This window comes from Brenneria sp. hezel4-2-4, assembly GCF_013155275.1.
Lineage (GTDB): Bacteria > Pseudomonadota > Gammaproteobacteria > Enterobacterales > Enterobacteriaceae > Brenneria.
In genome coordinates this window covers 659,182-679,682 of sequence record NZ_JABJXS010000001.1, presented here as the reverse complement: position 1 = coordinate 679,682, position 20,501 = coordinate 659,182, and the positions used below count along the sequence as shown (strand labels likewise).

Annotated in this window: 18 protein-coding genes; 15 read left to right on the top strand and 3 right to left on the bottom strand. The window is 54.7% G+C overall.

The genetic code is table 11. The annotated features are described in order from the left end of the window. The first annotated feature begins 1 nt into the window (after window position 1). A complete protein-coding gene (gene urtE, locus HOY33_RS03175; protein WP_172288451.1) occupies window positions 2-700 on the top strand; it encodes an urea ABC transporter ATP-binding subunit UrtE in 699 nt (232 codons plus the stop codon). Window positions 701-751: 51 nt separating this feature from the next. Here urtE and HOY33_RS03170 read toward each other — a convergent pair whose 3' ends face one another. After that, complete coding sequence (locus HOY33_RS03170; protein WP_172288836.1) at window positions 752-1,813, bottom strand: LacI family DNA-binding transcriptional regulator; 1,062 nt, start codon at window positions 1,811-1,813, stop codon at window positions 752-754. 283 nt (window positions 1,814-2,096) lie between these two features. On the opposite strand from HOY33_RS03170, the gene HOY33_RS03165 reads away from it, so the two are divergent. From HOY33_RS03165 to edd, 5 genes are all read left to right on the top strand, one after another. Next, window positions 2,097-2,849, top strand: a complete 753-nt coding sequence (locus HOY33_RS03165; RefSeq protein ID WP_172288449.1) for a sugar phosphate isomerase/epimerase — start codon at window positions 2,097-2,099, stop codon at window positions 2,847-2,849. A gap of 2 nt (window positions 2,850-2,851) precedes the next feature. Next, on the top strand, window positions 2,852-3,796 hold the full coding sequence (locus tag HOY33_RS03160; RefSeq protein WP_216660364.1) for a sugar kinase: 945 nt from the start codon (window positions 2,852-2,854) through the stop codon (window positions 3,794-3,796). A 71-nt stretch (window positions 3,797-3,867) separates the two neighbouring features. Next, complete coding sequence (locus tag HOY33_RS03155; protein ID WP_172288447.1) at window positions 3,868-5,163, top strand: MFS transporter; 1,296 nt, start codon at window positions 3,868-3,870, stop codon at window positions 5,161-5,163. Window positions 5,164-5,166: 3 nt separating this feature from the next. Continuing rightward, window positions 5,167-6,141, top strand: coding sequence for an NAD(P)-dependent oxidoreductase (locus tag HOY33_RS03150; protein ID WP_172288445.1), 975 nt, complete (start codon window positions 5,167-5,169; stop codon window positions 6,139-6,141). 141 nt (window positions 6,142-6,282) lie between these two features. Next, complete coding sequence (gene edd, locus HOY33_RS03145) at window positions 6,283-8,115, top strand: phosphogluconate dehydratase (protein ID WP_172288443.1); 1,833 nt, start codon at window positions 6,283-6,285, stop codon at window positions 8,113-8,115. A gap of 37 nt (window positions 8,116-8,152) precedes the next feature. Here the strand turns inward: edd and HOY33_RS03140 are convergent, their stop codons facing one another. Continuing rightward, window positions 8,153-9,013, bottom strand: coding sequence for a pirin family protein (locus HOY33_RS03140; protein ID WP_172288441.1), 861 nt, complete (start codon window positions 9,011-9,013; stop codon window positions 8,153-8,155). A gap of 194 nt (window positions 9,014-9,207) precedes the next feature. On the opposite strand from HOY33_RS03140, the gene HOY33_RS03135 reads away from it, so the two are divergent. Next, window positions 9,208-10,116, top strand: a complete 909-nt coding sequence (locus HOY33_RS03135; protein WP_172288439.1) for a LysR family transcriptional regulator — start codon at window positions 9,208-9,210, stop codon at window positions 10,114-10,116. Between the two features lie 214 nt (window positions 10,117-10,330). Here the strand turns inward: HOY33_RS03135 and HOY33_RS03130 are convergent, their stop codons facing one another. Continuing rightward, the gene (locus tag HOY33_RS03130; protein ID WP_172288437.1) at window positions 10,331-11,257 is read right to left on the bottom strand and encodes a LysR family transcriptional regulator; all 927 of its coding nucleotides are present in this window, start codon (window positions 11,255-11,257) and stop codon (window positions 10,331-10,333) included. 498 nt (window positions 11,258-11,755) lie between these two features. Here HOY33_RS03130 and HOY33_RS03125 point away from each other — a divergent pair, with 498 nt between their 5' ends. From HOY33_RS03125 to HOY33_RS03090, 8 genes are all read left to right on the top strand, one after another. Then, a complete protein-coding gene (locus HOY33_RS03125) occupies window positions 11,756-13,261 on the top strand; it encodes an FAD-dependent oxidoreductase (protein ID WP_172288832.1) in 1,506 nt (501 codons plus the stop codon). A 93-nt stretch (window positions 13,262-13,354) separates the two neighbouring features. Next, window positions 13,355-14,707 carry a carbohydrate porin gene (locus HOY33_RS03120; protein ID WP_172288435.1) on the top strand — a complete coding sequence of 451 codons (1,353 nt, stop codon included), beginning with the start codon at window positions 13,355-13,357 and terminating at the stop codon, window positions 14,705-14,707. Window positions 14,708-14,754: 47 nt separating this feature from the next. Beyond that, window positions 14,755-15,546, top strand: coding sequence for a nuclear transport factor 2 family protein (locus HOY33_RS03115; protein ID WP_172288433.1), 792 nt, complete (start codon window positions 14,755-14,757; stop codon window positions 15,544-15,546). 442 nt (window positions 15,547-15,988) lie between these two features. Continuing rightward, window positions 15,989-16,984: an enoyl-CoA hydratase/isomerase family protein gene (locus tag HOY33_RS03110; RefSeq protein WP_172288431.1), complete on the top strand. Its 996-nt coding sequence runs from the start codon at window positions 15,989-15,991 to the stop codon at window positions 16,982-16,984. A gap of 156 nt (window positions 16,985-17,140) precedes the next feature. Continuing rightward, a complete protein-coding gene (locus HOY33_RS03105; RefSeq protein WP_172288429.1) occupies window positions 17,141-17,980 on the top strand; it encodes a 3-keto-5-aminohexanoate cleavage protein in 840 nt (279 codons plus the stop codon). A gap of 34 nt (window positions 17,981-18,014) precedes the next feature. Next, window positions 18,015-19,184 carry a thiolase family protein gene (locus HOY33_RS03100; protein WP_172288427.1) on the top strand — a complete coding sequence of 390 codons (1,170 nt, stop codon included), beginning with the start codon at window positions 18,015-18,017 and terminating at the stop codon, window positions 19,182-19,184. 2 nt (window positions 19,185-19,186) lie between these two features. After that, window positions 19,187-19,852 carry a 3-oxoacid CoA-transferase subunit A gene (locus HOY33_RS03095; protein ID WP_172288425.1) on the top strand — a complete coding sequence of 222 codons (666 nt, stop codon included), beginning with the start codon at window positions 19,187-19,189 and terminating at the stop codon, window positions 19,850-19,852. Beyond that, window positions 19,849-20,493 carry a 3-oxoacid CoA-transferase subunit B gene (locus HOY33_RS03090; protein WP_172288423.1) on the top strand — a complete coding sequence of 215 codons (645 nt, stop codon included), beginning with the start codon at window positions 19,849-19,851 and terminating at the stop codon, window positions 20,491-20,493. Before HOY33_RS03095 ends, HOY33_RS03090 begins: the two co-directional genes overlap by 4 nt. The last annotated feature ends 8 nt before the right edge of the window (window positions 20,494-20,501 follow it).

The window sequence follows — 20,501 nt, the reverse complement described above, 5'->3', positions numbered from 1 at the left end:
GATGTTACAGATATCGGAACTTAATCAATATTATGGCGGCAGCCATATCCTGCGCGGTTTGTCGTTCGAGGCGCAACCGGGGGAAATTACCTGTCTGCTGGGGCGTAACGGAGTGGGTAAAACCACCTTGTTAAAGTGTCTGATGGGGTTGATCCCGGCTAAATCGGGCACCATCCTCTGGCAAGGTAAGACCATTAATCACCGTAAGCCGCATCAGCGGGTGCGGGCGGGCATCGCCTATGTGCCGCAAGGGCGGGAAATATTCCCGCGTTTAACCGTGGAAGAGAATCTGTTGCTGGGGCTGTCGCGTTTTCCCGGCTCTCAGGCCAGACAAGTACCGGATGACATCTACCAGCTTTTTCCGGTGCTGAAAGACATGAAGCAACGTCGCGGCGGCGATCTGTCCGGCGGGCAACAACAGCAGTTGGCTATCGGCCGTGCGCTGGCCTGCAAACCGCAGCTTTTGATTCTGGATGAACCAACGGAAGGGATCCAGCCGTCCGTTATCAAAGAAATCGGAACCGTTATCCGTCAGTTGGCGCGGCGCGGCGATATGGCGATTTTGCTGGTTGAACAGTTTTATGATTTTGCCGCCGAACTGGCCGACAGCTATCTGGTCATGTCGCGCGGCGAGATTGTGCAGCGTGGGCGCGGTAAGGATATGGAAACAGACGGGGTGCGCGGGCTGGTGGCGATTTAGATCCGCCTTTTCCGCGCAGCCGGTTTTTGCGGTCACAAAAGACGGTTGCCGTTAGCGAATGGTTGATTCCCGAACAATCAGCGTGCCTGGGAAGGTTTTTTCGGCGTTGGGCCGAGCGTCGCCGTTAATGCGTGAAATCAATTGCTCGAGCGCGGCGCGCCCTATCTGATAGGTTGGCTGCTTGAGCGTGGTGATGCCGGCCACTTCCGCCCACTCCATTTCATCGAAACCCAATAACCCCATATCGCTTCCCCAGTTCAGGCGCAGCCGACGCATGGCGCGCGCGATTTGCAGGGTCATGGCGCCGTTCGCCGAGATCGCTGCCTTGCGCATCCCGCGATGGCGCTGACAAAAGTCATACAGGATCTTATCCAACTGTTCGGTATCGCTTAGCCGGATGTCATAGTGGCAGGCAATCAGCGGCGGATTGCGTTGTATGGTTTGCTGAAAGGCCTGTAGCCGCTCCTGCCGGGTATTCACCAGGCCCAACGGCTCACTGAGAAACAGAAAAGCCTCAAAACCTTGTTCAATCAGGTGATTGGTTGCGGCGATGGTGGCGCCCTGATTATCCAGCCCGATCATGTCGCAGGATAACCCGGCGATTTTGCGGTCGATGAGCACCATCGGCAGTAAGGAATGCTGTAGCTTGGCAAAGGCATCTTCACGCATGCCTACCGCGTTGACCACGATGCCTTCAACACAATAACTGCTGAATAACTCCAGATAATGTTGTTCTTGATCCACTTCATTATTGGTATTACACATCAGCAGGGTAAAGCCATGCTGCTGGCAAGCGTCTTCCACGCCGCGCAAGACGTCTACCGAGTAGGGATTGGTGATATCCGCAATGATGATGCCAATCAGCTTGGTGCGGCCTTTTTTGAGGCTGCGGGCCATCTGGCTGGGATTGTAGTTAAGCTGCCGAATCGCGGTTTCAATCCGCAGCTTGAGGGCATCGGATAACAGGTGCTGCTCCCCGTTGAGGTAGCGGGACACGCTGGTTTTACCCGTTTTGGCCGCTTTTGCCACGTCGCTGATTGTTGTGCGGTTTCCCTGGCTTTTCACCACGCTATTCCTCTGAATATGACAGGTCTGAAGCCTACAGCCTACCATAATCGCGGTGAATTTTATGTTGTAAATCCGCGGGCGTTCTTCTGTGCCGATGGCGGGATATGCGCCGAGGCCGCGGCGCTCAGCCACCTTAGCGCCGGATAGCGGTTATTCGCGTACCGGCTGAAATTCGCTATGTTTATCTGATTGAATATTAAAGTGAAAATTATTTTCGCTGTGATTGTGTTCACATTTTAATCGCGTCGCGATTTTTTATGGAACCGATACCATTTACTATGACCACAACAAAATAGCAGGTAATAGATTGACTGCCACTGGAGCTGAGATGGAAAGAGAAATCGTCGTGGTCACGGCCGCTTATGGGAACGACACCGTCAGACAACTGGGCGGGCAGGAGGCACTGTTGCCGGTCATCGCGGGAGCGGGCGCCGACGGGGTGGAAATCCGGCGCGAGTTATTAACGCAACACGCGTTACAGGACTTGCCTGAACTGGCCGTGCGCATCGAGCAGCACCAGCTGTTTGCGGTGTATTCCGTACCTGAAGGGCTGTTTTCCCCGGATGGCGGCCTGAACCCTGAACTGGAAACCCGGCTCGCCGAGGCCGTCGCGCTGAAGGCCAGAGTCGTCAAATTTTCGCTGGGACATTATCGTCCCGCTTACGATCTCAGCGCGTTGAATGCGCGGCTTAGCGCGCTGCCAGTGCAGGTTGTGGTGGAAAACGACCAGACAAAAGCGTGTGGGATACTGTCGCCCCTGAATGCTTTTTTCAGTGCCGCCCGCCGGAGTCAGTCACCGATACGCATGACTTTTGATATGGCGAACTGGCGTTGGGTGGATGAAGACGCCGAACAGGCCGCGGCTCAGCTTGCCGACCATGTGCACTATATCCACGTAAAAGCGGCAAAACCGTCCCACAGCGGCTGGCGCGCGGTGGCGCTGGACGACAGCGACGGTAGCTGGAAATCCTTGATTTCCCTGCTGCCCGCGCAGGCCATGCGCGGTATTGAGTTTCCGCTGGTCGGTGAGGATTTGACGGCGGTTACCCGGCATTATGTCAACTTACTGAGGATGAACTGACGATGAGCACCATACTTCCACTGGACGTTATCACCTACGGTGAAGCGATGGCGATGTTTGTCGCCAGTGAAACCGGCGATTTGGCGCAGGCCGGACACTTTAGCAAACGTATCGCCGGCGCCGAACTGAACGTGTCCATCGGCCTGTCGCGGCTGGAACTTAAGGTTGGCTGGGTTAGCCGGGTAGGGAACGACTCTTTTGGTCGTTTTACCCTGGATACGCTGGCGCGGGAAGGGATCGATCATCAGTGCGTGACGGTCGATGAGCGTTTTCCTACCGGCTTTCAGCTAAAATCGCGGGCCGAAAATGGAACCGATCCCATCGTAGAGTATTTTCGCCGTGGCTCTGCGGCCAGCCATCTGTCGGTCAGTGATTTTGACCCTCGCTATTTCACTAACGCCCGCCATTTGCACCTGAGCGGCGTGGCCGCCGCGCTTTCCGATAGCTCGCTGGCGCTGGCCAATCACGCGGCGCGGGAAATGCGGGCGGCGGGCAAAACCCTGTCGTTCGATCCCAACCTGCGTCCGGTGCTGTGGCCCAGCCGGCAAGTGATGTGTGAAAAGCTGAACGAACTGGCGTTTCAAGCGGATTGGGTGCTTCCCGGTTTGAAAGAAGGCCAGATTCTGACCGGGAAACAGACGCCGGAAGAGATTGCCGATTTCTACCTCACCAGAGGCGTGAAGGCGGTGATTATCAAACTGGGGCCGGATGGCGCCTGGTTTAAAACCGCCGACGGACATCAGCAGCATGTGGCCGCCGTTCGCGTGGACAATGTCGTGGACACGGTCGGCGCCGGGGACGGTTTTGCCGTCGGCGTTATCAGCGCGCTGCTGGAAGGGAAGACGCTGGCGCAGGCTGTTATGCGCGGCAACCGAATTGGCGCGCTGGCGGTACAGGCCATCGGCGACAGCGAAGGGCTGCCGACGCGGGCGCAATTGGACGAATAACCGATCTGCCCTCTCTCTGGATCCTACGTGGGGCAGGGATGCCCGATACCTGAATACTGAGGATAACAATGATGAAAAATACAGTAATTTCCCAGAAACGCTGGTGGTATCTCATGCCGGTGATCTTTATCACCTACAGCTTGGCCTATCTGGATCGCGCCAATTTCAGTTTCGCTTCCGCCGCCGGCATCAATGACGATCTGGGGATCACCAGAGGCATGGCATCCCTGCTGGGGGCGCTGTTTTTCTTAGGGTATTTCTTCTTCCAGATCCCCGGCGCCATCTACGCTGAACGGCGCAGCGTGCGCAAGCTGATCTTCTGGTGTCTGATCCTGTGGGGAATGTGCGCCACCCTGACCGGCCTGGTCAGCAATATTCCTGCGCTGGCCGCCATCCGTTTTTCGCTCGGGGTCGTCGAAGCGGCGGTCATGCCGGCGATGCTAATCTACATCAGTAACTGGTTTACCAAAGCGGAACGCTCCCGCGCCAATACGATACTGATCCTCGGGAATCCGGTCACGGTGCTGTGGATGTCCGTGGTTTCCGGTTATCTGATCCAGGCCTATGGCTGGCGTGAAATGTTTATCATTGAAGGCTTCCCGGCGGTGATTTGGGCGTTTTGCTGGTGGGTGTTGGTCAAAGATAAACCGGAGCAGGTGAGTTGGCTGAGTAACGAAGAAAAATCCGCCTTGCAGGCTCAGTTACTGAAAGAGCAACAAAATATCAAAGTGGTGCGCAACTACGGCGAAGCTTTCCGTTCCCGCAACGTCATTCTGCTGTGCGCCCAGTATTTTGCCTGGAGCATCGGCGTGTACGGCTTCGTGCTGTGGCTGCCGTCTATTTTGCGCCACGGTTCCGATATGGGCATGGTCGAGGCCGGCTGGCTGTCTTCCGTCCCTTATCTGGCGGCGACGATAGCCATGGTTTTGGTCTCCTGGGCTTCGGACAAACTGCAAAATCGTAAGCTGTTCGTTTGGCCTCTGCTGCTGATCGGCGCGCTGGCGTTTGTCGGATCGTTTTTGCTCGGCGCCGACCATTTCTGGTGGTCCTATGCGATGTTGGTGATTGCCGGCGCCGCCATGTACGCCCCATACGGCCCGTTCTTCGCCATCATTCCCGAAATGTTGCCGCGTAATGTCGCCGGCGGGGCGATGGCTCTGATCAACAGCATGGGCGCGCTGGGCTCGTTCTTTGGTTCCTGGTTTGTCGGGTATCTCAACGGCGCGACCGGGTCGCCTGCCGCTTCCTACGTGTTTATGGCGGGCGCGCTGTTTACCGCCGTCTGGCTCACCATCATCGTTAAACCGTCCGATACGCAAAAGCGGGCTACGGCTGGCGGCTATAGCGCGGTTCCACAGGAGAAGTAACAGATGAAACAACCGGTTGTATTGTATAAAAAAATTCCCCAGGATTTGCTCCAGCATCTGGAGGAGCGATTCGATGTGCGCTTTTTTGACGGCATTAACACGGCCAATCAGGCGGAGGTGATTCGCGCGCTGGCCGACGCCAAAGGGATGATCGGCGCCAGCGTGCCGGTGCGCGAGGCGTTGCTCAATCATGCTCCGCAGCTCAAGGCGATCAGCACCATCTCTGTGGGTTACGATCAGTTCGACGTTGAGGATTTGACCCGACGCGGCATCGTGCTTATGCACACGCCGACGGTGCTGACGGAAACAACGGCCGACACCGTATTCACCCTGATCCTGATGACGGCCCGGCGGGCGCAGGAAATGGCGGAACTGGTGAAAGCCGGCCGGTGGCAACGCAGTATCGGCAGCGAATATTACGGTACGGACGTACATCATAAAACCATCGGCATTTTAGGGATGGGACGCATTGGTTCGGCGGTGGCCCGCCGCGCCAGCGCGGGATTCGGCATGCAGGTGCTGTACTGGAACGATCGGCGGAATCTCCAGGTGGAACAAACGCTGGGCGCGCGTCGCTGCGATCTGGATACGCTGCTGGCTAACGCCGATTTTGTGGTGGTGACGCTGCCTTACGACGAGCAGACGCATCATCTGATCAATGCCGCGCGCCTGGGCATGATGAAACCGGGCGCCATTCTGATTAACGGCTCCCGCGGCAGGATTGTCGATCAGCCCGCGCTGATCGACGCGCTGAAAAACGGCGTCATCCGCGGCGCCGGCCTGGATGTTTTTGAAGTGGAACCTCTGCCTGTCGATTCGGAACTGCTGACGTTGTCCAATGTGGTGGCGTTGCCGCACATCGGTTCGGCAACCCATGAAACGCGCCACAACATGGCCGCCTGTGCCGTGGACAACCTGATTAACGCGCTGAATGGCGATATAACAGAAAACAGCGTAAACGGGCATCTCATTAAATAAGCCATGCGCAGCGCGGTGTCCGGCCGGTTGATGACGCTCGGAAAATCACGTTTTGTCCGGCGTCCGCCAGGCACCCGCGCCAGCGCGACGAATGCCGTTCCGCTCTATTAAGCTTCACGGATATCACGGGTCAATACATTAATGAATCAGACAAACGCAACGCTGTCCCGCATCACGCAACGCATTATTGAACGCTCCCGGCAGACGCGATCCGCGTATTTGCGGCGGATCGACGACGCGCGTAGTCAGACCGTGCATCGGGCGCAACTGGCCTGCGGCAATCTGGCCCACGGCTTCGCCGCCTGTCAGCCGGAAGATAAAGCGTTGCTGAAAAATATGCTGCATAGCGATATTGCCATTATCACCGCGTATAACGACATGCTGTCGGCCCATCAGCCGTATGAACGCTACCCGGAGCGCATCCGGCAGGCGCTGAATCGTAAGGGCGCGGTAGGGCAGGTTGCCGGCGGCGTTCCCGCCATGTGCGATGGGGTGACGCAAGGGCAGGACGGCATGGAGCTGTCGCTGATGAGCCGGGATGTGATCGCCATGTCCGCCGCCATCGGGTTAGCGCACAATATGTTCGATGGCGCGCTGTATCTCGGTATCTGCGATAAAATCGTGCCCGGCCTGCTCATGGCGGCCTTGTCTTTCGGCCATCTGCCTTCGGTGTTCGTGCCCTCCGGGCCGATGAGCAGCGGCTTGCCGAATAAAGAAAAAGTTCGTATTCGTCAGCAGTATGCGGAAGGAAAAGCGGATCGGCAGGCGCTGCTCGAAGCGGAGTCCGCCTCTTATCACGGCATCGGAACCTGTACCTTTTACGGCACGGCGAACAGTAATCAGATGGTGATGGAAGTGATGGGGTTGCATCTGCCCGGCTCGTCATTTGTTGCGCCTGACACGCCGTTGCGCGACGCGTTAACCGACGCGGCGGCCATCCAGGTGACCCGCATGACGGAGCAGAGCGGCCGCTATATGCCTATCGGTCGTTTGATGGATGAAAAGGTGGTGGTCAACGGTATCGTCGCGCTGCTGGCAACGGGCGGTTCCACCAACCTGACCATCCATCTGGTCGCGATGGCCCGCGCCGCCGGCATCATCATCAACTGGGATGACTTCTCCGAGTTGTCGGAGGTCGTTCCCTTGCTGTGCCGTATCTATCCCAACGGCCCGGCCGATATTAACCAGTTTCATGCCGCCGGCGGCGTAGCGCTGGTGATCCGGCTGCTGTTGCAGCAGGGGTTGCTGCATCAGGATGTCAACACCGTCGTCGGTTTCGGTCTGGAACGGTATCTGCGGGAACCGTGGCTGGATGAGGGCCAACTGGCCTGGCGCGAGGGGCCGAGGGCTTCTCTGGATACGCAGATTATTGCCGATCGTACGCGGCCGTTCGAACATCATGGGGGCACCAAACTGCTGTCCGGCAATCTGGGACGGGCGGTGATGAAGACCTCTGCCGTACCGACGGAAAACCAGATCGTTGAAGCCCCGGCGGTGGTTTTCAACAGCCAACACGATATCGTGCCGGCATTTGAGGCCGGACGACTGGATCGCGACTGTGTGGTGGTGGTGCGTTATCAGGGGCCGCGAGCGAACGGGATGCCGGAGCTGCATAAATTAATGCCGCCACTGGGGGTGTTGATGGATCGTGGATTCAACGTCGCGCTGGTAACCGACGGACGTCTGTCGGGGGCTTCGGGTAAAGTGCCTTCCGCTATTCACGTCACGCCCGAAGCCTACAACGGCGGGCTGTTAGCCAGAGTACGCGATGGCGATATGATCCGGGTTAATGGCCGGACGGGGGAATTGAATCTGCTGGTGGATGAATCCGAACTGGCCGGGCGCGAAGCGCATCACCCTGATCTTGACGCGCTGCATAGTGGTAGCGGCCGGGAGTTATTCGGCGCGCTGCGCGAACAACTGTCGGGCGCCGAGCAGGGCGCCAGCAGTATGATTCCGGTCGATCAGGCCTGATCGAGCGGCGGCGAGGGCGTGAGACGCCGCTCGCCGTTCAGAGTGCGACCTTGCCAAACGCGCCTGACTGATAATCACGAATTGCCTGACTAATTTCGTCACGGGTATTCATGACAAAAGGCCCGTGAGCGACAACCGGTTCATTCAGCGGTTTGGCGTGTCCATACAGTATCACCGCATCCGTTGACGCGGTGATACTGACCTCATTGCCTTCATCATTCAGTTCAATCAAATGTTGGGGATGGGCAGGTACGCCGTCAATGGCGATATTTCCCCGCACGGTATATAAAAATACGTTGTGCCCTTGCGGCGCGGGCAGCGCTATTTTGCCGTCGGGTTTCATGCCGACGGTCATCAGAGACACATCGGTCAGTGAGGCAATCGGCCCGGTTGTCGCGGCAAAATCGCCTGAAACCAGATTGACGCCGACCCGACCGTCATCGGCCGGAATCGTGGGGATTTGCGCTTTTTGCAGGCCGATATAGGCCGGTTTGGTCATTTTTAGTCTGGCGGGGAGGTTCACCCACAGCTGAAGGATCTCCAACAATCCGCCGTTTTGTTTAAACGACGCGGGTGAAATCTCGGCATGCACCAGCCCGGAACCGGCGGTCATCCACTGTACGCCCCCGGCGCCGATGATGCTTTCATGTCCCCCGCTGTCGAGGTGAGACAATTCGCCGGCAAGAATAAAGGTGACCGTTTCAAAACCGCGATGGGGATGCGGGCCGAACGGCAGGCCGGCGTTATTCGGCGGATAGGTCTGAGGGCCATGATGGTTGAGAAATAAAAAGGGATCGATTTGCTCAACCTCTGGCCCCGGAACCGGACGGATTGTTGAAAGCTCGCCAATATCATCCCGGTATGCAGGGTGCTGAAATTTAATCGTTCTACTGGTCATAGTAAGGCCCTCTGAGGATGTTCCACTGCTCAGGATAGCAGAATGCTCCCTGAACTGTTCAAACGCTGTTGCGCTGAACATAACCGGATGAGCGTAATAAAGGCTATTTGATAGCTTTCACATTTCATCCGGCGTGATTTCGCTATAGTGGCTGTCATATAGAGGGGGATGTCTCAAGGGGGAAGCGCCCAACGATGAAAATGCAGCTTTTATACGAATTTATTCTGTTGTCGGAATTACTTAATTTCAGTAAAGCTGCACAGAAAATGAATATAACGCAGCCGGTATTGAGCCGTCATATGAAATATCTTGAAGAGCAGCTTGGCGTGGAATTGTTCAGGCGTGATACGCATAGTGTCGAGCTGACGTCGATCGGTAAATTGTTTTCGGGGGAAGCGCGCAAAATACTTTACCAATATGAAAGTTCGGTCTCCATTGTTAATGCTTTTACGGGTAAAAGCCGCCGTCGGCTGACCATTACCTTTCTGGGCGAAGCCATACAGCATGTGCTGATCACTTTCTTAACCCAGTTTCAGAAAAATAATATCGGCGTGGTGGTGGATTGCCGCGACAGCGAACTGGATGAAGCATTACTTTTGCTGGAAGAACATACCTGCGATTTGGGCCTGTTGATTCGCCCTAACTTTCTGGAAAATAAAAAATTCAGTTACTTAACATTTCAAACCGATCCGCTGTGCGTGGCGGTAAACAAAAACCATCCCCTGGCCGGACGGGGGCGGGTATCGTTAAGGGAAGTGAGCGAATGGCCGATTATTCGCGTCGATCCGCGTGAATTTTTATTAGCCGAAGAATACAGCACCCGTTTTTTCGATTGCTATAATATTGCGTTTAATCTGGACAAGGAATATCCCAATCTTAAAACCTGCTGCTTTAATCTGGAATTTAGGGAGCGGGTCGCCTTATTGATGCCGAAACATCGGGGATATTTACTCGGTAATAACAGCGTATTACTGGAAGTGATAGAGAACGACTACTGGTTCGATCTGGAGCTGGTGTGGGATAACAAAAACACCAATCCTTGTATTCCGCTATTTTTAAAAGAATTTAAGTATTTTTTAAATAATAAGGATCTACTGTCCTGAATGCCATCCGACGTTCACCTTAACCGGCGTGTCGGCCGCTCTGGTTACCCGGCCCCTCTCCGGGCTGCGTCCTTTCAGGCTGAAAATCCCCAGAAAATACCTTGCTTGTGTTTTTATATTTAAGTTAATGATATTAAATACAAAATTATCATTTTAATTGTTCACCCCACTGGCATATTTTCATTTCTGGCGTTCCCTAAGTACGCCTGGCATATCACTGAGAAAGAGAGGCCTCTGAAATCTCCACGTGTTTTGCTTCGCAACATAACGGGTTATTAATCAACTTATCCTGAGAAAAAAGATCGTGGAGGATGGTCAGGAAATTGCGTAGCCGGGGAGTGACATATCTGCGGCTGGGGTAAAGAAACCAAAATACGATATCAGGCAGATTGCTGACGCCGATAATGGTTAATTTACCGGAGAGGATATCCCCGGAAATAAAAAAACCGGGCAACAATGCCGCGCCGACGCCGCTTATGGCCGCCTCTCGATGCATTTGCGGAGATGAGAAGCGCATAACGGTACGCAGCTTATATATTTTATCTTCGCCGCTGCGGGTGACATGCAGGCACGACGGGATATGACCATGTTCTGAATCAATAAAAGGCAATTCATCGCCGCTTATCACGGCGTGAGGCGCGCTCACCAGATAGAGCTTGGATGTGAACAGCACCTTTCCAACCATATCGTCGTTGACATCGGGATCGACGCGGATTACCGCATCATAACCTTCCTTAATCAGGTTGACCCGGTTGTCATCGGCAACGATATCTAATTCAATATTCGGATAACGTGCATGATAGACCTCCGCCAACCGGCCGGTAATGTAATGGGCGATAATGGTCGGCACGCTAATCCGCAAACGGCCGCTTGCTCCGGTATTGCGAAGATGCAGAATATCGTTTTTGACATCGGTTATTTCTTGTAACAGCGGTGCCATGCGTTCATACAACATCGCTCCCTCATCGGTAAGGCGAAAACCGGTGCTCGCTCGCTCGAACAAGCGCATCCCCAGGGTATCTTCAAGTTGCCGAATGCGGCGTGATAAGGTCGCTTTGGGGATACCCGTGTGGCGGCTGGCGGCGCCGAATCCCCCCCTGGCGGTGATATCAATAAAATCCTGTAGCGCATTCAGATTCATAGTGTTCCATTTTTTGATTAGGGTGTTTTGGATTTATCGCTTTCTGCGAAAATTGATATTTACTATAATAAAAAACAAATGATTATTTACTTCATTTTCGTGAAGATAAATATCCGTTATTGCACATGGAGAATATATTCTGGATAAATTAAAATAATGTTTATATAAACCACAATGAATTAATAAACTAACGACTGTCATAATAATGTGATCCAAGTTGGGTTTCTGTTATCCCATTATTTGGATAGGGTAAATATTCCGTCTGTAAAAGGTAAGTATTAAATTACCGTCGAATTATCACATGATAAAAAAACGGAATAAACAATCGTTGAACACGCCGTATTTAAACCACCGGTAATTGTAATGGACGGGGGAATTATGTCTCTCTGGATAAAGCACTTCCTGCATCACTATTTAACTATGCGCCGCGTTGGCCCGCTGTCGGGCGGGAAAAGGGCGTCTGCCATTATCAAGGCGGTGGCGTCATATGGCCTCGCCATGACCGGTATTGCGATCTGTCATGCGCAGGGGTTGGAAAAAATGAATGCGCAACAGCCTGCGGTGATTGAAAAGGCGGACGTGGTGATCATCGGCGCGGGCGCCGCGGGAACCGCCGCCGCCATGGCCGCGGGTGAAAAAGGCGCCAAAGTCATTGTGGTGGAAAAATCGGGTATCGTCGGCGGCGCCGGGAATTTTGCCGAAGGGATATTCGCCGCGGACAGTCGCATGCAGAAGCGGCAAGGGATCAGGGTCACGCCCGATATGGCTTTTAACGCGATCATGGATTACAGCCATTGGAAAGCCAACCCCTACGTTGCCCGCTCGTTTGTCGACAAGTCCGCCGATACCATTGATTGGGTGATGTCCAAAGGGGTTGAATTTGAATATATCGGCCCCGGAACGCCGGGCGGGTGGATGACCTGGCACGTCATAAAGGGGCCGAGCAGCGGGCGTGGCCGGGTTCTCATTACCCATTTCCATGATCGGTTAAAAACCATGGATAACGTGAAGATCATGATGAAAACGGTGGGGAAATCGCTGATTACGGATAAGGGCGTCGTTACGGGAATGTATGCCGAAGACAGCAAGGGGAATGCCATTCGTATTGATGCCAACGCGGTGATTATCGCCACCGGCGGGTTTAGCAATAATAAAAAAATGCTGAAGGATTTTATTGGCATCGAAGAGATTTATTCAGTCGCCAGCGCCGGTAAAGACGGCGATGGCCTTAATATGGCCTGGGCGGCGGGCGCCGGCAAAGAAGGATTGGGAACGTTGCACGGACATCGCCCCGGCGTACCGGGAACGTCGTTGGAAAATCATGCGGTGATGGCTGCCGGTCAGCCCTATTTGTGGGTCGACCGTCAGGGGCGGCGTTTTACCAATGAAGAAAATATCATCATGTGGCCGCATGCGGGGAATGCGTTGGTGAAGGCCGGCGGCGTGATGTATACCCTCTACGATGAAGCGACGCGGGAACATCTGATTAATGACGGCATCGAAGTCGGGCTGGGCGATTTTATTCCCACCGGCACCCGGATGACGAAACTCGATGCGGATTTTGCCAGCCTGGCGCAACGGGAACCGGCGTATGCGTTTAAAGCCGATACATTGGCCGAGCTGGCGGCATTGATTTCCGTTGATCCCGACGTATTGCAGGATACGGTGGAAGGCTATAACCAATTCGCCGAGGCGAAAAGAGATCGGCTATTTACCAAAAATCCCGACTACCTCCTCCCGGTAAAAACCGCGCCGTTCTATGCCATCGAATCAATATCGCAAATGTTGGGAACGCTGGGGGGAATAAAGATTGATGGTGAAATGCGGGTGGCCACCGAGGATAACCAGATTATTGCGGGGTTATATGCCGCGGGGGATGACGCAGGCGGTATGTATGGCGATACCTATGATCTCAATGTGGCCGGGGGAACCTTTGGTTTTGCCTTAAATTCGGGCCGCATCGCGGGTGAAAATGCGGTCGACTATCTCCGTAAAAATAATTAATGATGAAATTATCCCCGTCATATTTCAAATCGCAGGCAGGCCAACGCCTCTGCGACTTAAACCCTGACGGGGATAAATGGGTAGGGGATGGATATGCCTATACGATATCGAATACATTACCTGCTGCCGTGTCTGTGCCTTTTATTGATTACCGATGCCTGGTGTCTATCGCGTAGTGAAAATAAAACCAGCGGCATGCCGGTATTAAGCGGGTCGACGGATAATAAAAACCCGGATAATGAATTTTATACCTGGCTGGATGATAACGGAATATATCCTACGGTTTTATTGAGATCAAAGTTGTTTTACAGCATCGATTATGGATTAAGTTCAGGACAGAATCAGCTTCAGGATATCTCTTTATTGGCATTAAACCTGGATGTAGACCTCGAAAAATTACTGAATATTCCTTCCGCCAGTTTTCACCTGGAAACGGAAAACAATTTTACCCGGCGAAATAACGCGATTGGCAGTTCTTTCGGTTCCTTCCCTTTGGCGCAATTACCGCCCAATGCGCCAAGACGGGATGTGCCGGTAGTCAGTTATACGCAGCGTTTATTCAACGATCGCGTTGCCGTCGATATGGGGCGCAAAAATGTCACCTGGTATTTTATGGATAGGTTCGCCGCCTGGGAAGGCGGGAGCCGGATGGATAGCATCACATGGCTGACGGCTCCGCCTCCTTATGCCACATGGATGTTTCAGGGCCGAGTGGATCTGGGGCGTCATTTCTATACCCGGGCCGGTTTCTGGGAGTACAACGTAAAAAACTGGGGTTACGATGGATGGAACTTTCGCACCAACGGTTCGTCAGGCACCACGAGCCTGTTTACGCTGGGCTACGATGAGCCATTGGACTCAACCTTATATCCGAAACATTTTGAAGTGGTCGGCTATTATGTTAACGCCAAAGAAACCGCCCCTGATACTGGAATAGAACACAAAGGTAATCGGGGTTTTATTATCAGCGCGGGCCAGGTGGTTAAACGATTTAATCAACAGAATGCCGAGACAGCCGAGGCTTTATATTTATATGGTATGTATGGCGTAAATTTAAAACCCTGGAATGCGGCCGGCGTCACTTATAACGCCACCGTCGGTATGGCGTGGACCAATGCCTTTGGCCGGGAGGGGGATACCCTGGGAATAAAATATAATCATACCCGTTTAACCAAAGAGAAGTGGCAGGCGCTGGATGAAGCCAATATTAATAGCGGCGGCGGCGGGAATATTCATGGCCGGGACTCCGCGTTTATTATGCTGTATGGATCATTTGGCGTTACCCGCTATCTTTCGGTCAATCCTTTTATCGCCTACGGCTTCGGTCCTAACACCGCCTATAACCCTGATACCCCGCAACAACCCCGGAAAGGCTTTTTCACCGGCGCAGTGATGACTTTCAGCATCGGCGATCTTATGGGATTGCCGAAGTTTAAGCACCAATGAATCATTAACTATCCGATAAACCAGAATGAATATCATGAGGCCCTATTATGCATATAAAAAATGTTCATCAGAGAGGATGCCGTCCTGCTTTGTTATACGCCTGCTATGCGCTGTGTCTGCTATTCCCGCTAATCTCGTCATCGTGGGCCGCAACCCAGGCCCCGCTCACCGAGAAAGCCATTATCGCGCGACTGACGCCGGAACAGCGTATTGAACGGGCAGAAGCCGTCACCGCGATACAGAATGTGTTGGGCCGTTATGTGTTTTTGCACACGGCCAATAAGCATAAAGAGGCGGAACAATTATTCGCCCTGAAAACGCCGGGATTGCGCGTCGAAATGATGTGGGGCGTTTATGAGGGGGCGGAGAGCATACAGCGCTTGTACAGCGGCTATCATGTGTGGGCCGATACCAATAAACAGGGCGAATACGCCAAGGGCACGCTGCACATTCATACTCTTACGACGCCCATCGTCGAAGTGGCGGGCGATCTTAACACCGCCAAGGCGGTCTGGATGTCGCCAGGGGTGGAAACCGCCTTGATGAATGATGAACTGACGGCGAATTGGGGGTGGATGAAGTATGGCGCCGATTTTATAAAAGAAGACGGCGAGTGGAAAATCTGGCATTTACATGTCTACAGCCTGTTTTTTAGCCCCTTTGAAAGCAGTTGGGTTAAACAACGCATCGATGCGGCAGGGGAAATGCCACTGCCAAAAGCGTTTCAGCCCGATCGCAAACCCACCACCACCTGGGACTATCGGCCCGATCGTCAGGCGGTATTGGAACCCGTTCCTCCGGTTCCCTACTGGACGTTCGATGAAACGACGGCTTATTAATAATCCGATAAACGTCGCGACGGCAGCGCGGCGTTCGAATAGCTTTCCGGTGCGGCGCCCATTTTGTGACGCAGGTAAAAGATAAAATGAAATATTTCTCGAATTGAAAGAAAAAGGGCAAATAATTAAATGTGATACGCCTCTCATTAATATCTTATTAATCGACGTCAATTTTAAACGGGCCAACCCAAAATACACATTTTGGGTTGGCCCGTATTGTTGTTTTATAAGGGTAAATAATATTTTATCCGCAATTGTATAAATGGTTATGTTGAAAATGCATAGGCGGAAAAATAAAAAGAATTTCTACCGTTCGGGAGGCGGTGATAGGTTTTTATTGTCTGGAAGAAACAGAGGAAAATGTGAATCACATCATTTAAATCGATGCCGCTTCCAATGCATTTCAATAAATTCAAATAAAGCAATAAAAAAGGAGTAAATCATGGTGATTAAAGCCAATTATGAGTCCGATCACGATAAACGTAAAGAAATGTCACATAAGGAATTGGGAACTATTCCCCATATGCCTTTCGAAGAATATTCGGAAAAGCTCAAACACTGTTTCACCATGAAACGGAAGAACGGCATCCTCGAAGCACGGCTTCATACCAACGGCGACAGCCTGCAATGGGGGGCGCCGGCGCACCAGGCGCTGCACTACTTTTTCGACTGGGCCGGCAGGGATCCGGACAATGAAGTGATCATTCTGGGCGGCACCGGCAAGGACTTTATGCGGGGGATCGGCCGGCTTGATGAAAACGGCGTTTGGCAACCGGCCACCGAGTTTGCTTCCGCGCCGGAAGAAGCCTGGAAAATGTATGAATATCAATATTATGACGGCACTAACGATATAGAAGGCCAGGTCTTTGACATTGAAGTGCCCACCATCGGCGTTTGGAACGGCGCCGCCTTCCATACCGATCTGGTGCTGTTCAGCGACATCACCCTCTGTACCGAAGATGCGTGGACAACAGACATGCACTTCCGGGTCAATATGGTTCCCGGCGACGGTATCCAGATCGCCTGGCGCGAACTGATGGGCCGCAAGCGTTTCGCCTATGCGGAGCTGACCGGTGAAATCATTACCGCCCGCAAAGCGCTGGCTCTCGGTATGGTTAACGAAATTACCCCTGATACGGAATCTTGCTACGACAGAGCCTGGGAAATCGCCGAACTGATTATGCACACCGGCACCCGCGTCACCCGCCGCATGACCACGCAGCAACTGCGCAAAGCCTGGAAGGAAGATATCGCCAACGAACTGCGCAACGCGTTCGCCACCGAGATGTTCGTCACCGCCACGGAGCACTCGCCGCACGAAGTCAACTACTGGAACTGGGCGCACGAAGAGGCCGAACTGGTCAGGGCCGCCGAGAAGAAAGGCAAGGTGATTCGTCCGCGGCTTGGCGGCGGACAGGAAGAAGAAGAGATCAAATAACCGCCCTGCTTGGCTATCGTCGGGCGAGCGCGATAACGTTCGCCCGACAAGGTAATAAAACGGTCGCCGTCAGTGGGCCGTACGCTGTCCGGGAGATGAATCGGCCCGGGTAATATCTTGATCTAGATAAAAATAAACTGTGAGTGGGGTAAGTCCATGAGCACAGGCAATAACGTTATTATTTCCGCCGCGCTGACCGGCGCGGTCACGCCGAAAGACATCAATGAACATATTCCGCTGACGCCAGAAGAAATCGCCGCCGACGCCTATCGCTGTTGGCAGCAGGGCGCCGCCATCGTGCATCTGCATATGCGCGACGACCAGGGGCTGGGGACGATGGACTGTGAGAAGTTCGCACAAACCATCCGCCTGCTGCGCGGCTACCGTGACTGCGATGTGATTATCAACTGCACCACCTCCGGCGATCACCGGGCCAGCGACGCGCAGCGTATGGAACACGTTTCCCGGCTGGAAGGGATTGAAATGGCCTCCTGGGACGCCGGCTCATTTAACTGGATGCCCGGCGGCGTGTTTGTCAACTCCCCGCAGTTCCTCGGCAAGTTGGGTGAAATCCTGACGGAACGGGGGATCAAGCCGGAAGTGGAGATCTTCGACAGCGGCATGTTGGGCGTCGCCGGCTATTTTGTTGAGCAGGGCAAGCTGCTATCGCCCTTGCACTATCAATTCTGTCTCGGCGTGCCGGGGGGGATGCCCGCCACGGTGGAGAATCTGAACTATCTGGTTTCCCGCATTCCCGCCGACGCCACCTGGTCGGCTTTTGGCGTCGGCAAGCACCATCTGCCGATCCTGTTTGCCACGCTGGCGCTGGGCGGCCATGTGCGGGTCGGTCTGGAAGACAATGTTTATTTCAGCAAAGGCGTGAAGGCCACCAATCCACAGCTGGTTGAACGCGCGGCGCAGGCCATCCGCCTGGCGGGCAAACAGGTGGCGACATCGGCCAGCGCCAGAAAAATGCTGGGGATCCGTTCTCTGTAGTTGTCCCTTTATGCGGTTACATCGGGAAAAGATTATGAAAGAAGCAGTCATTGTTTCGGCGGTTCGCACGCCGATCGGCAGATGCCGCGGTACGTTGGCGCCGGTTCCCGCCCATGTGCTGGGCGCGCTGTCGGTGAAAGAAGCGGTGCGTCGGGCCGGGATCGCCCCTGAAAGCATTGATGACGTTATCTTCGCCAATTTGATGAATAACGAAATCAACAATATGGGACGGATGGTGGCGCTGGAGGCGGGGCTGCCCGTTACGGTGCCGGGCATTACGCTCGATCGCCAGTGTGCCGCTTCGCTTAACGCCTTGGCCTATGGCGCAATCCAGATCATGGCCGGTTTTGCCGAAACCGTGGTGGTCGGCGGCGTAGAGAGCGATTCACGCCGTACCTGGTCGCTGGAGAAAACGGAAACGGCGTATTCGGTTCAGCCGCCGCGCTTTGTCGATATTCATACTTCACCGGATCGGCTGGGCAACCCTTCAATGGGGATCACCGCTGAAAATATTGCCCGGCGCTATGCGTTGAGCCGCGAAGAACTGGATGCGTTTTCGCTGCGCAGCCACCGGCTGGCGTCAGCGGCCTGGCAGGCGGGACGATTTGATGAACAGGTGGTGCCGGTTACGCTGCCGGATCGCCGGGGGCAGGACATTATTGTCCGCAAAGATGAGTCGGTGCGTCCTGACTGTTCGCTGGAAACGCTCTCCGCGCTGCGTCCCTGTTTTTGCGCCGACGGCGTGGGCACCGCCGGCAATAGCTCGCCGATGAGCGACGGCGCCGGCGCGCTGGTGGTCATGGAACGCTCGCTGGCGCAACAGCGGGGACTGCCGGTGCTGGCGGTGTTCCGCGGCTATGCCGCCACCGGCGTGGATCCCAACTACATGGGGCTGGGGCCGATTTCCGCCACGGCTAAATTACTGAAGCAGACCGGTCTGGCGGTGAAAGATATCGACCTGTGGGAACTGAATGAAGCCTTTGCCGCCCAGTCGCTGGCCTGTATCCGCGATATCGGCATGGATGCGGATCGGGTTAATCCGAACGGCGGGGCGATTGCGTTGGGACATCCACTGGCCGGCAGCGGCGCCATTCTGGCGACCAAAGCCGTTTATGACATGCAGCGCCGTGATTTGAACAATGCCGTGATTACCTTCTGTGTCGGCGGCGGTCAGGGCGTTGCGGTTCTGCTGACGAGGGAATGATGATGCCGGGAAAATTTGCTTCAACAGATGAAATCATCAGCCTGTTTCACGACGGGCAGACCATCATGTGCGGCGGTTTCGCCAACCATGGCGTACCGAACCACCTTATCCAGTGCGTGATCGACAGCGGCGCACGCCACCTTACCCTGATCGCCAACGATTCCGGCGACGCGGATCTCACCGTGGGGCGTCTTATTCATCACGGACGGGTGGACAAACTGATTGCGTCGCACATCGGGCGTAATACCGAAACCGTGGCGCTGGTCGCCGCCGGCAAAATCGAATTGGAACTGGTGCCGCAGGGCAGCCTGGCCGAGCGCATGCGCTGCGGCGGTTCCGGGCTGGGCGGGGTGCTGACCAAGACCGGCATCGGCACCATGGTGGATAAAGGCAAGCCGCACATCGAGGTGGGCGGTGAAATCTGGCTGCTGGAAACGCCGTTGCAAGCGGATATCGGTCTGGTGCGCGCCCGTACCGCCGATCCGCTGGGCAACCTGACCTATCGCGGCACCATGCGCAACTTCAATCCGCTGGTCGCCAAAGCCTCCCGCCTGACGCTGGTGGACGCCGATATGCTGGTGGATGTGGACGAACTCGATATCGACAGCATTATCACCCCCGGCGCCTATGTGGACAAAATCCTGACGATGCAAGGAGAACGGCCATGAATGCCCGTGACAGAATCGCGCGCCGCGCCGCGCAATATTTTTCGGACGGCGACGTCATTAACCTCGGCATCGGCATCCCCAGTCTGTGCAGCGACTATGCGCCGCCCGGCGTGATGTTCCACACCGAAAACGGTCTGGTGGGCATGGGGCCGCTGGTTGACGGGCTGCTGGCGGTGGAGGGCTTTTCCAACGCCACCGCGCTGCGCTTCGTGCCGGTGCCCGGCGCCAGCGTGTTCGACAGCGCGGAATCTTTCGCTCTGGTGCGTTCCGGCAAACTGGCGGCGACGGTGCTGGGGGGATTGCAGGTGGCGGAGAACGGCGACCTGGCCAACTGGGCGCAGCCCGGCCGCGTATTTGGCATGGGCGGCGCGATGGATCTGGTTAACGGCGCGCGGAAAGTCATCATCACCATGGAACTCTGCACCAAGGATGGCAAGGCCAAAGTCGTCAACTCATGCAGCTATCCGCTGACCGGCAAAAGCTGCGTAGACCATATCGTCACCGAGCAGTGTGTCATTGACGTCACGCACGATGGGCTGGTGCTGGTCGAGCTGCTGGAAGGGCTGACGCCCGACGATATTCAACGGCAGGTCGAACCCAAGCTGATCGTCGCCGATCGGTTGACAATTATGCAGGCTTAATCACGGCG

Coding starts and splice junctions, on each gene's coding strand:
- HOY33_RS03160 (WP_216660364.1), top strand. CDS start 2,852: ATGAGCACCATACTTCCACTGGACGTTATCACCTACGGTGAAGCGATG.
- HOY33_RS03105 (WP_172288429.1), top strand. CDS start 17,141: ATGAGCACAGGCAATAACGTTATTATTTCCGCCGCGCTGACCGGCGCG.
- HOY33_RS03165 (WP_172288449.1), top strand. CDS start 2,097: ATGGAAAGAGAAATCGTCGTGGTCACGGCCGCTTATGGGAACGACACC.
- HOY33_RS03150 (WP_172288445.1), top strand. CDS start 5,167: ATGAAACAACCGGTTGTATTGTATAAAAAAATTCCCCAGGATTTGCTC.
- HOY33_RS03170 (WP_172288836.1), bottom strand. CDS start 1,813: ATGGTAGGCTGTAGGCTTCAGACCTGTCATATTCAGAGGAATAGCGTG.
- urtE (WP_172288451.1), top strand. CDS start 2: ATGTTACAGATATCGGAACTTAATCAATATTATGGCGGCAGCCATATC.
- HOY33_RS03140 (WP_172288441.1), bottom strand. CDS start 9,013: ATGACCAGTAGAACGATTAAATTTCAGCACCCTGCATACCGGGATGAT.
- edd (WP_172288443.1), top strand. CDS start 6,283: ATGAATCAGACAAACGCAACGCTGTCCCGCATCACGCAACGCATTATT.
- HOY33_RS03110 (WP_172288431.1), top strand. CDS start 15,989: ATGGTGATTAAAGCCAATTATGAGTCCGATCACGATAAACGTAAAGAA.
- HOY33_RS03095 (WP_172288425.1), top strand. CDS start 19,187: ATGCCGGGAAAATTTGCTTCAACAGATGAAATCATCAGCCTGTTTCAC.
- HOY33_RS03130 (WP_172288437.1), bottom strand. CDS start 11,257: ATGAATCTGAATGCGCTACAGGATTTTATTGATATCACCGCCAGGGGG.
- HOY33_RS03155 (WP_172288447.1), top strand. CDS start 3,868: ATGAAAAATACAGTAATTTCCCAGAAACGCTGGTGGTATCTCATGCCG.
- HOY33_RS03115 (WP_172288433.1), top strand. CDS start 14,755: ATGCATATAAAAAATGTTCATCAGAGAGGATGCCGTCCTGCTTTGTTA.
- HOY33_RS03135 (WP_172288439.1), top strand. CDS start 9,208: ATGAAAATGCAGCTTTTATACGAATTTATTCTGTTGTCGGAATTACTT.
- HOY33_RS03125 (WP_172288832.1), top strand. CDS start 11,756: ATGACCGGTATTGCGATCTGTCATGCGCAGGGGTTGGAAAAAATGAAT.
- HOY33_RS03100 (WP_172288427.1), top strand. CDS start 18,015: ATGAAAGAAGCAGTCATTGTTTCGGCGGTTCGCACGCCGATCGGCAGA.
- HOY33_RS03090 (WP_172288423.1), top strand. CDS start 19,849: ATGAATGCCCGTGACAGAATCGCGCGCCGCGCCGCGCAATATTTTTCG.
- HOY33_RS03120 (WP_172288435.1), top strand. CDS start 13,355: ATGCCTATACGATATCGAATACATTACCTGCTGCCGTGTCTGTGCCTT.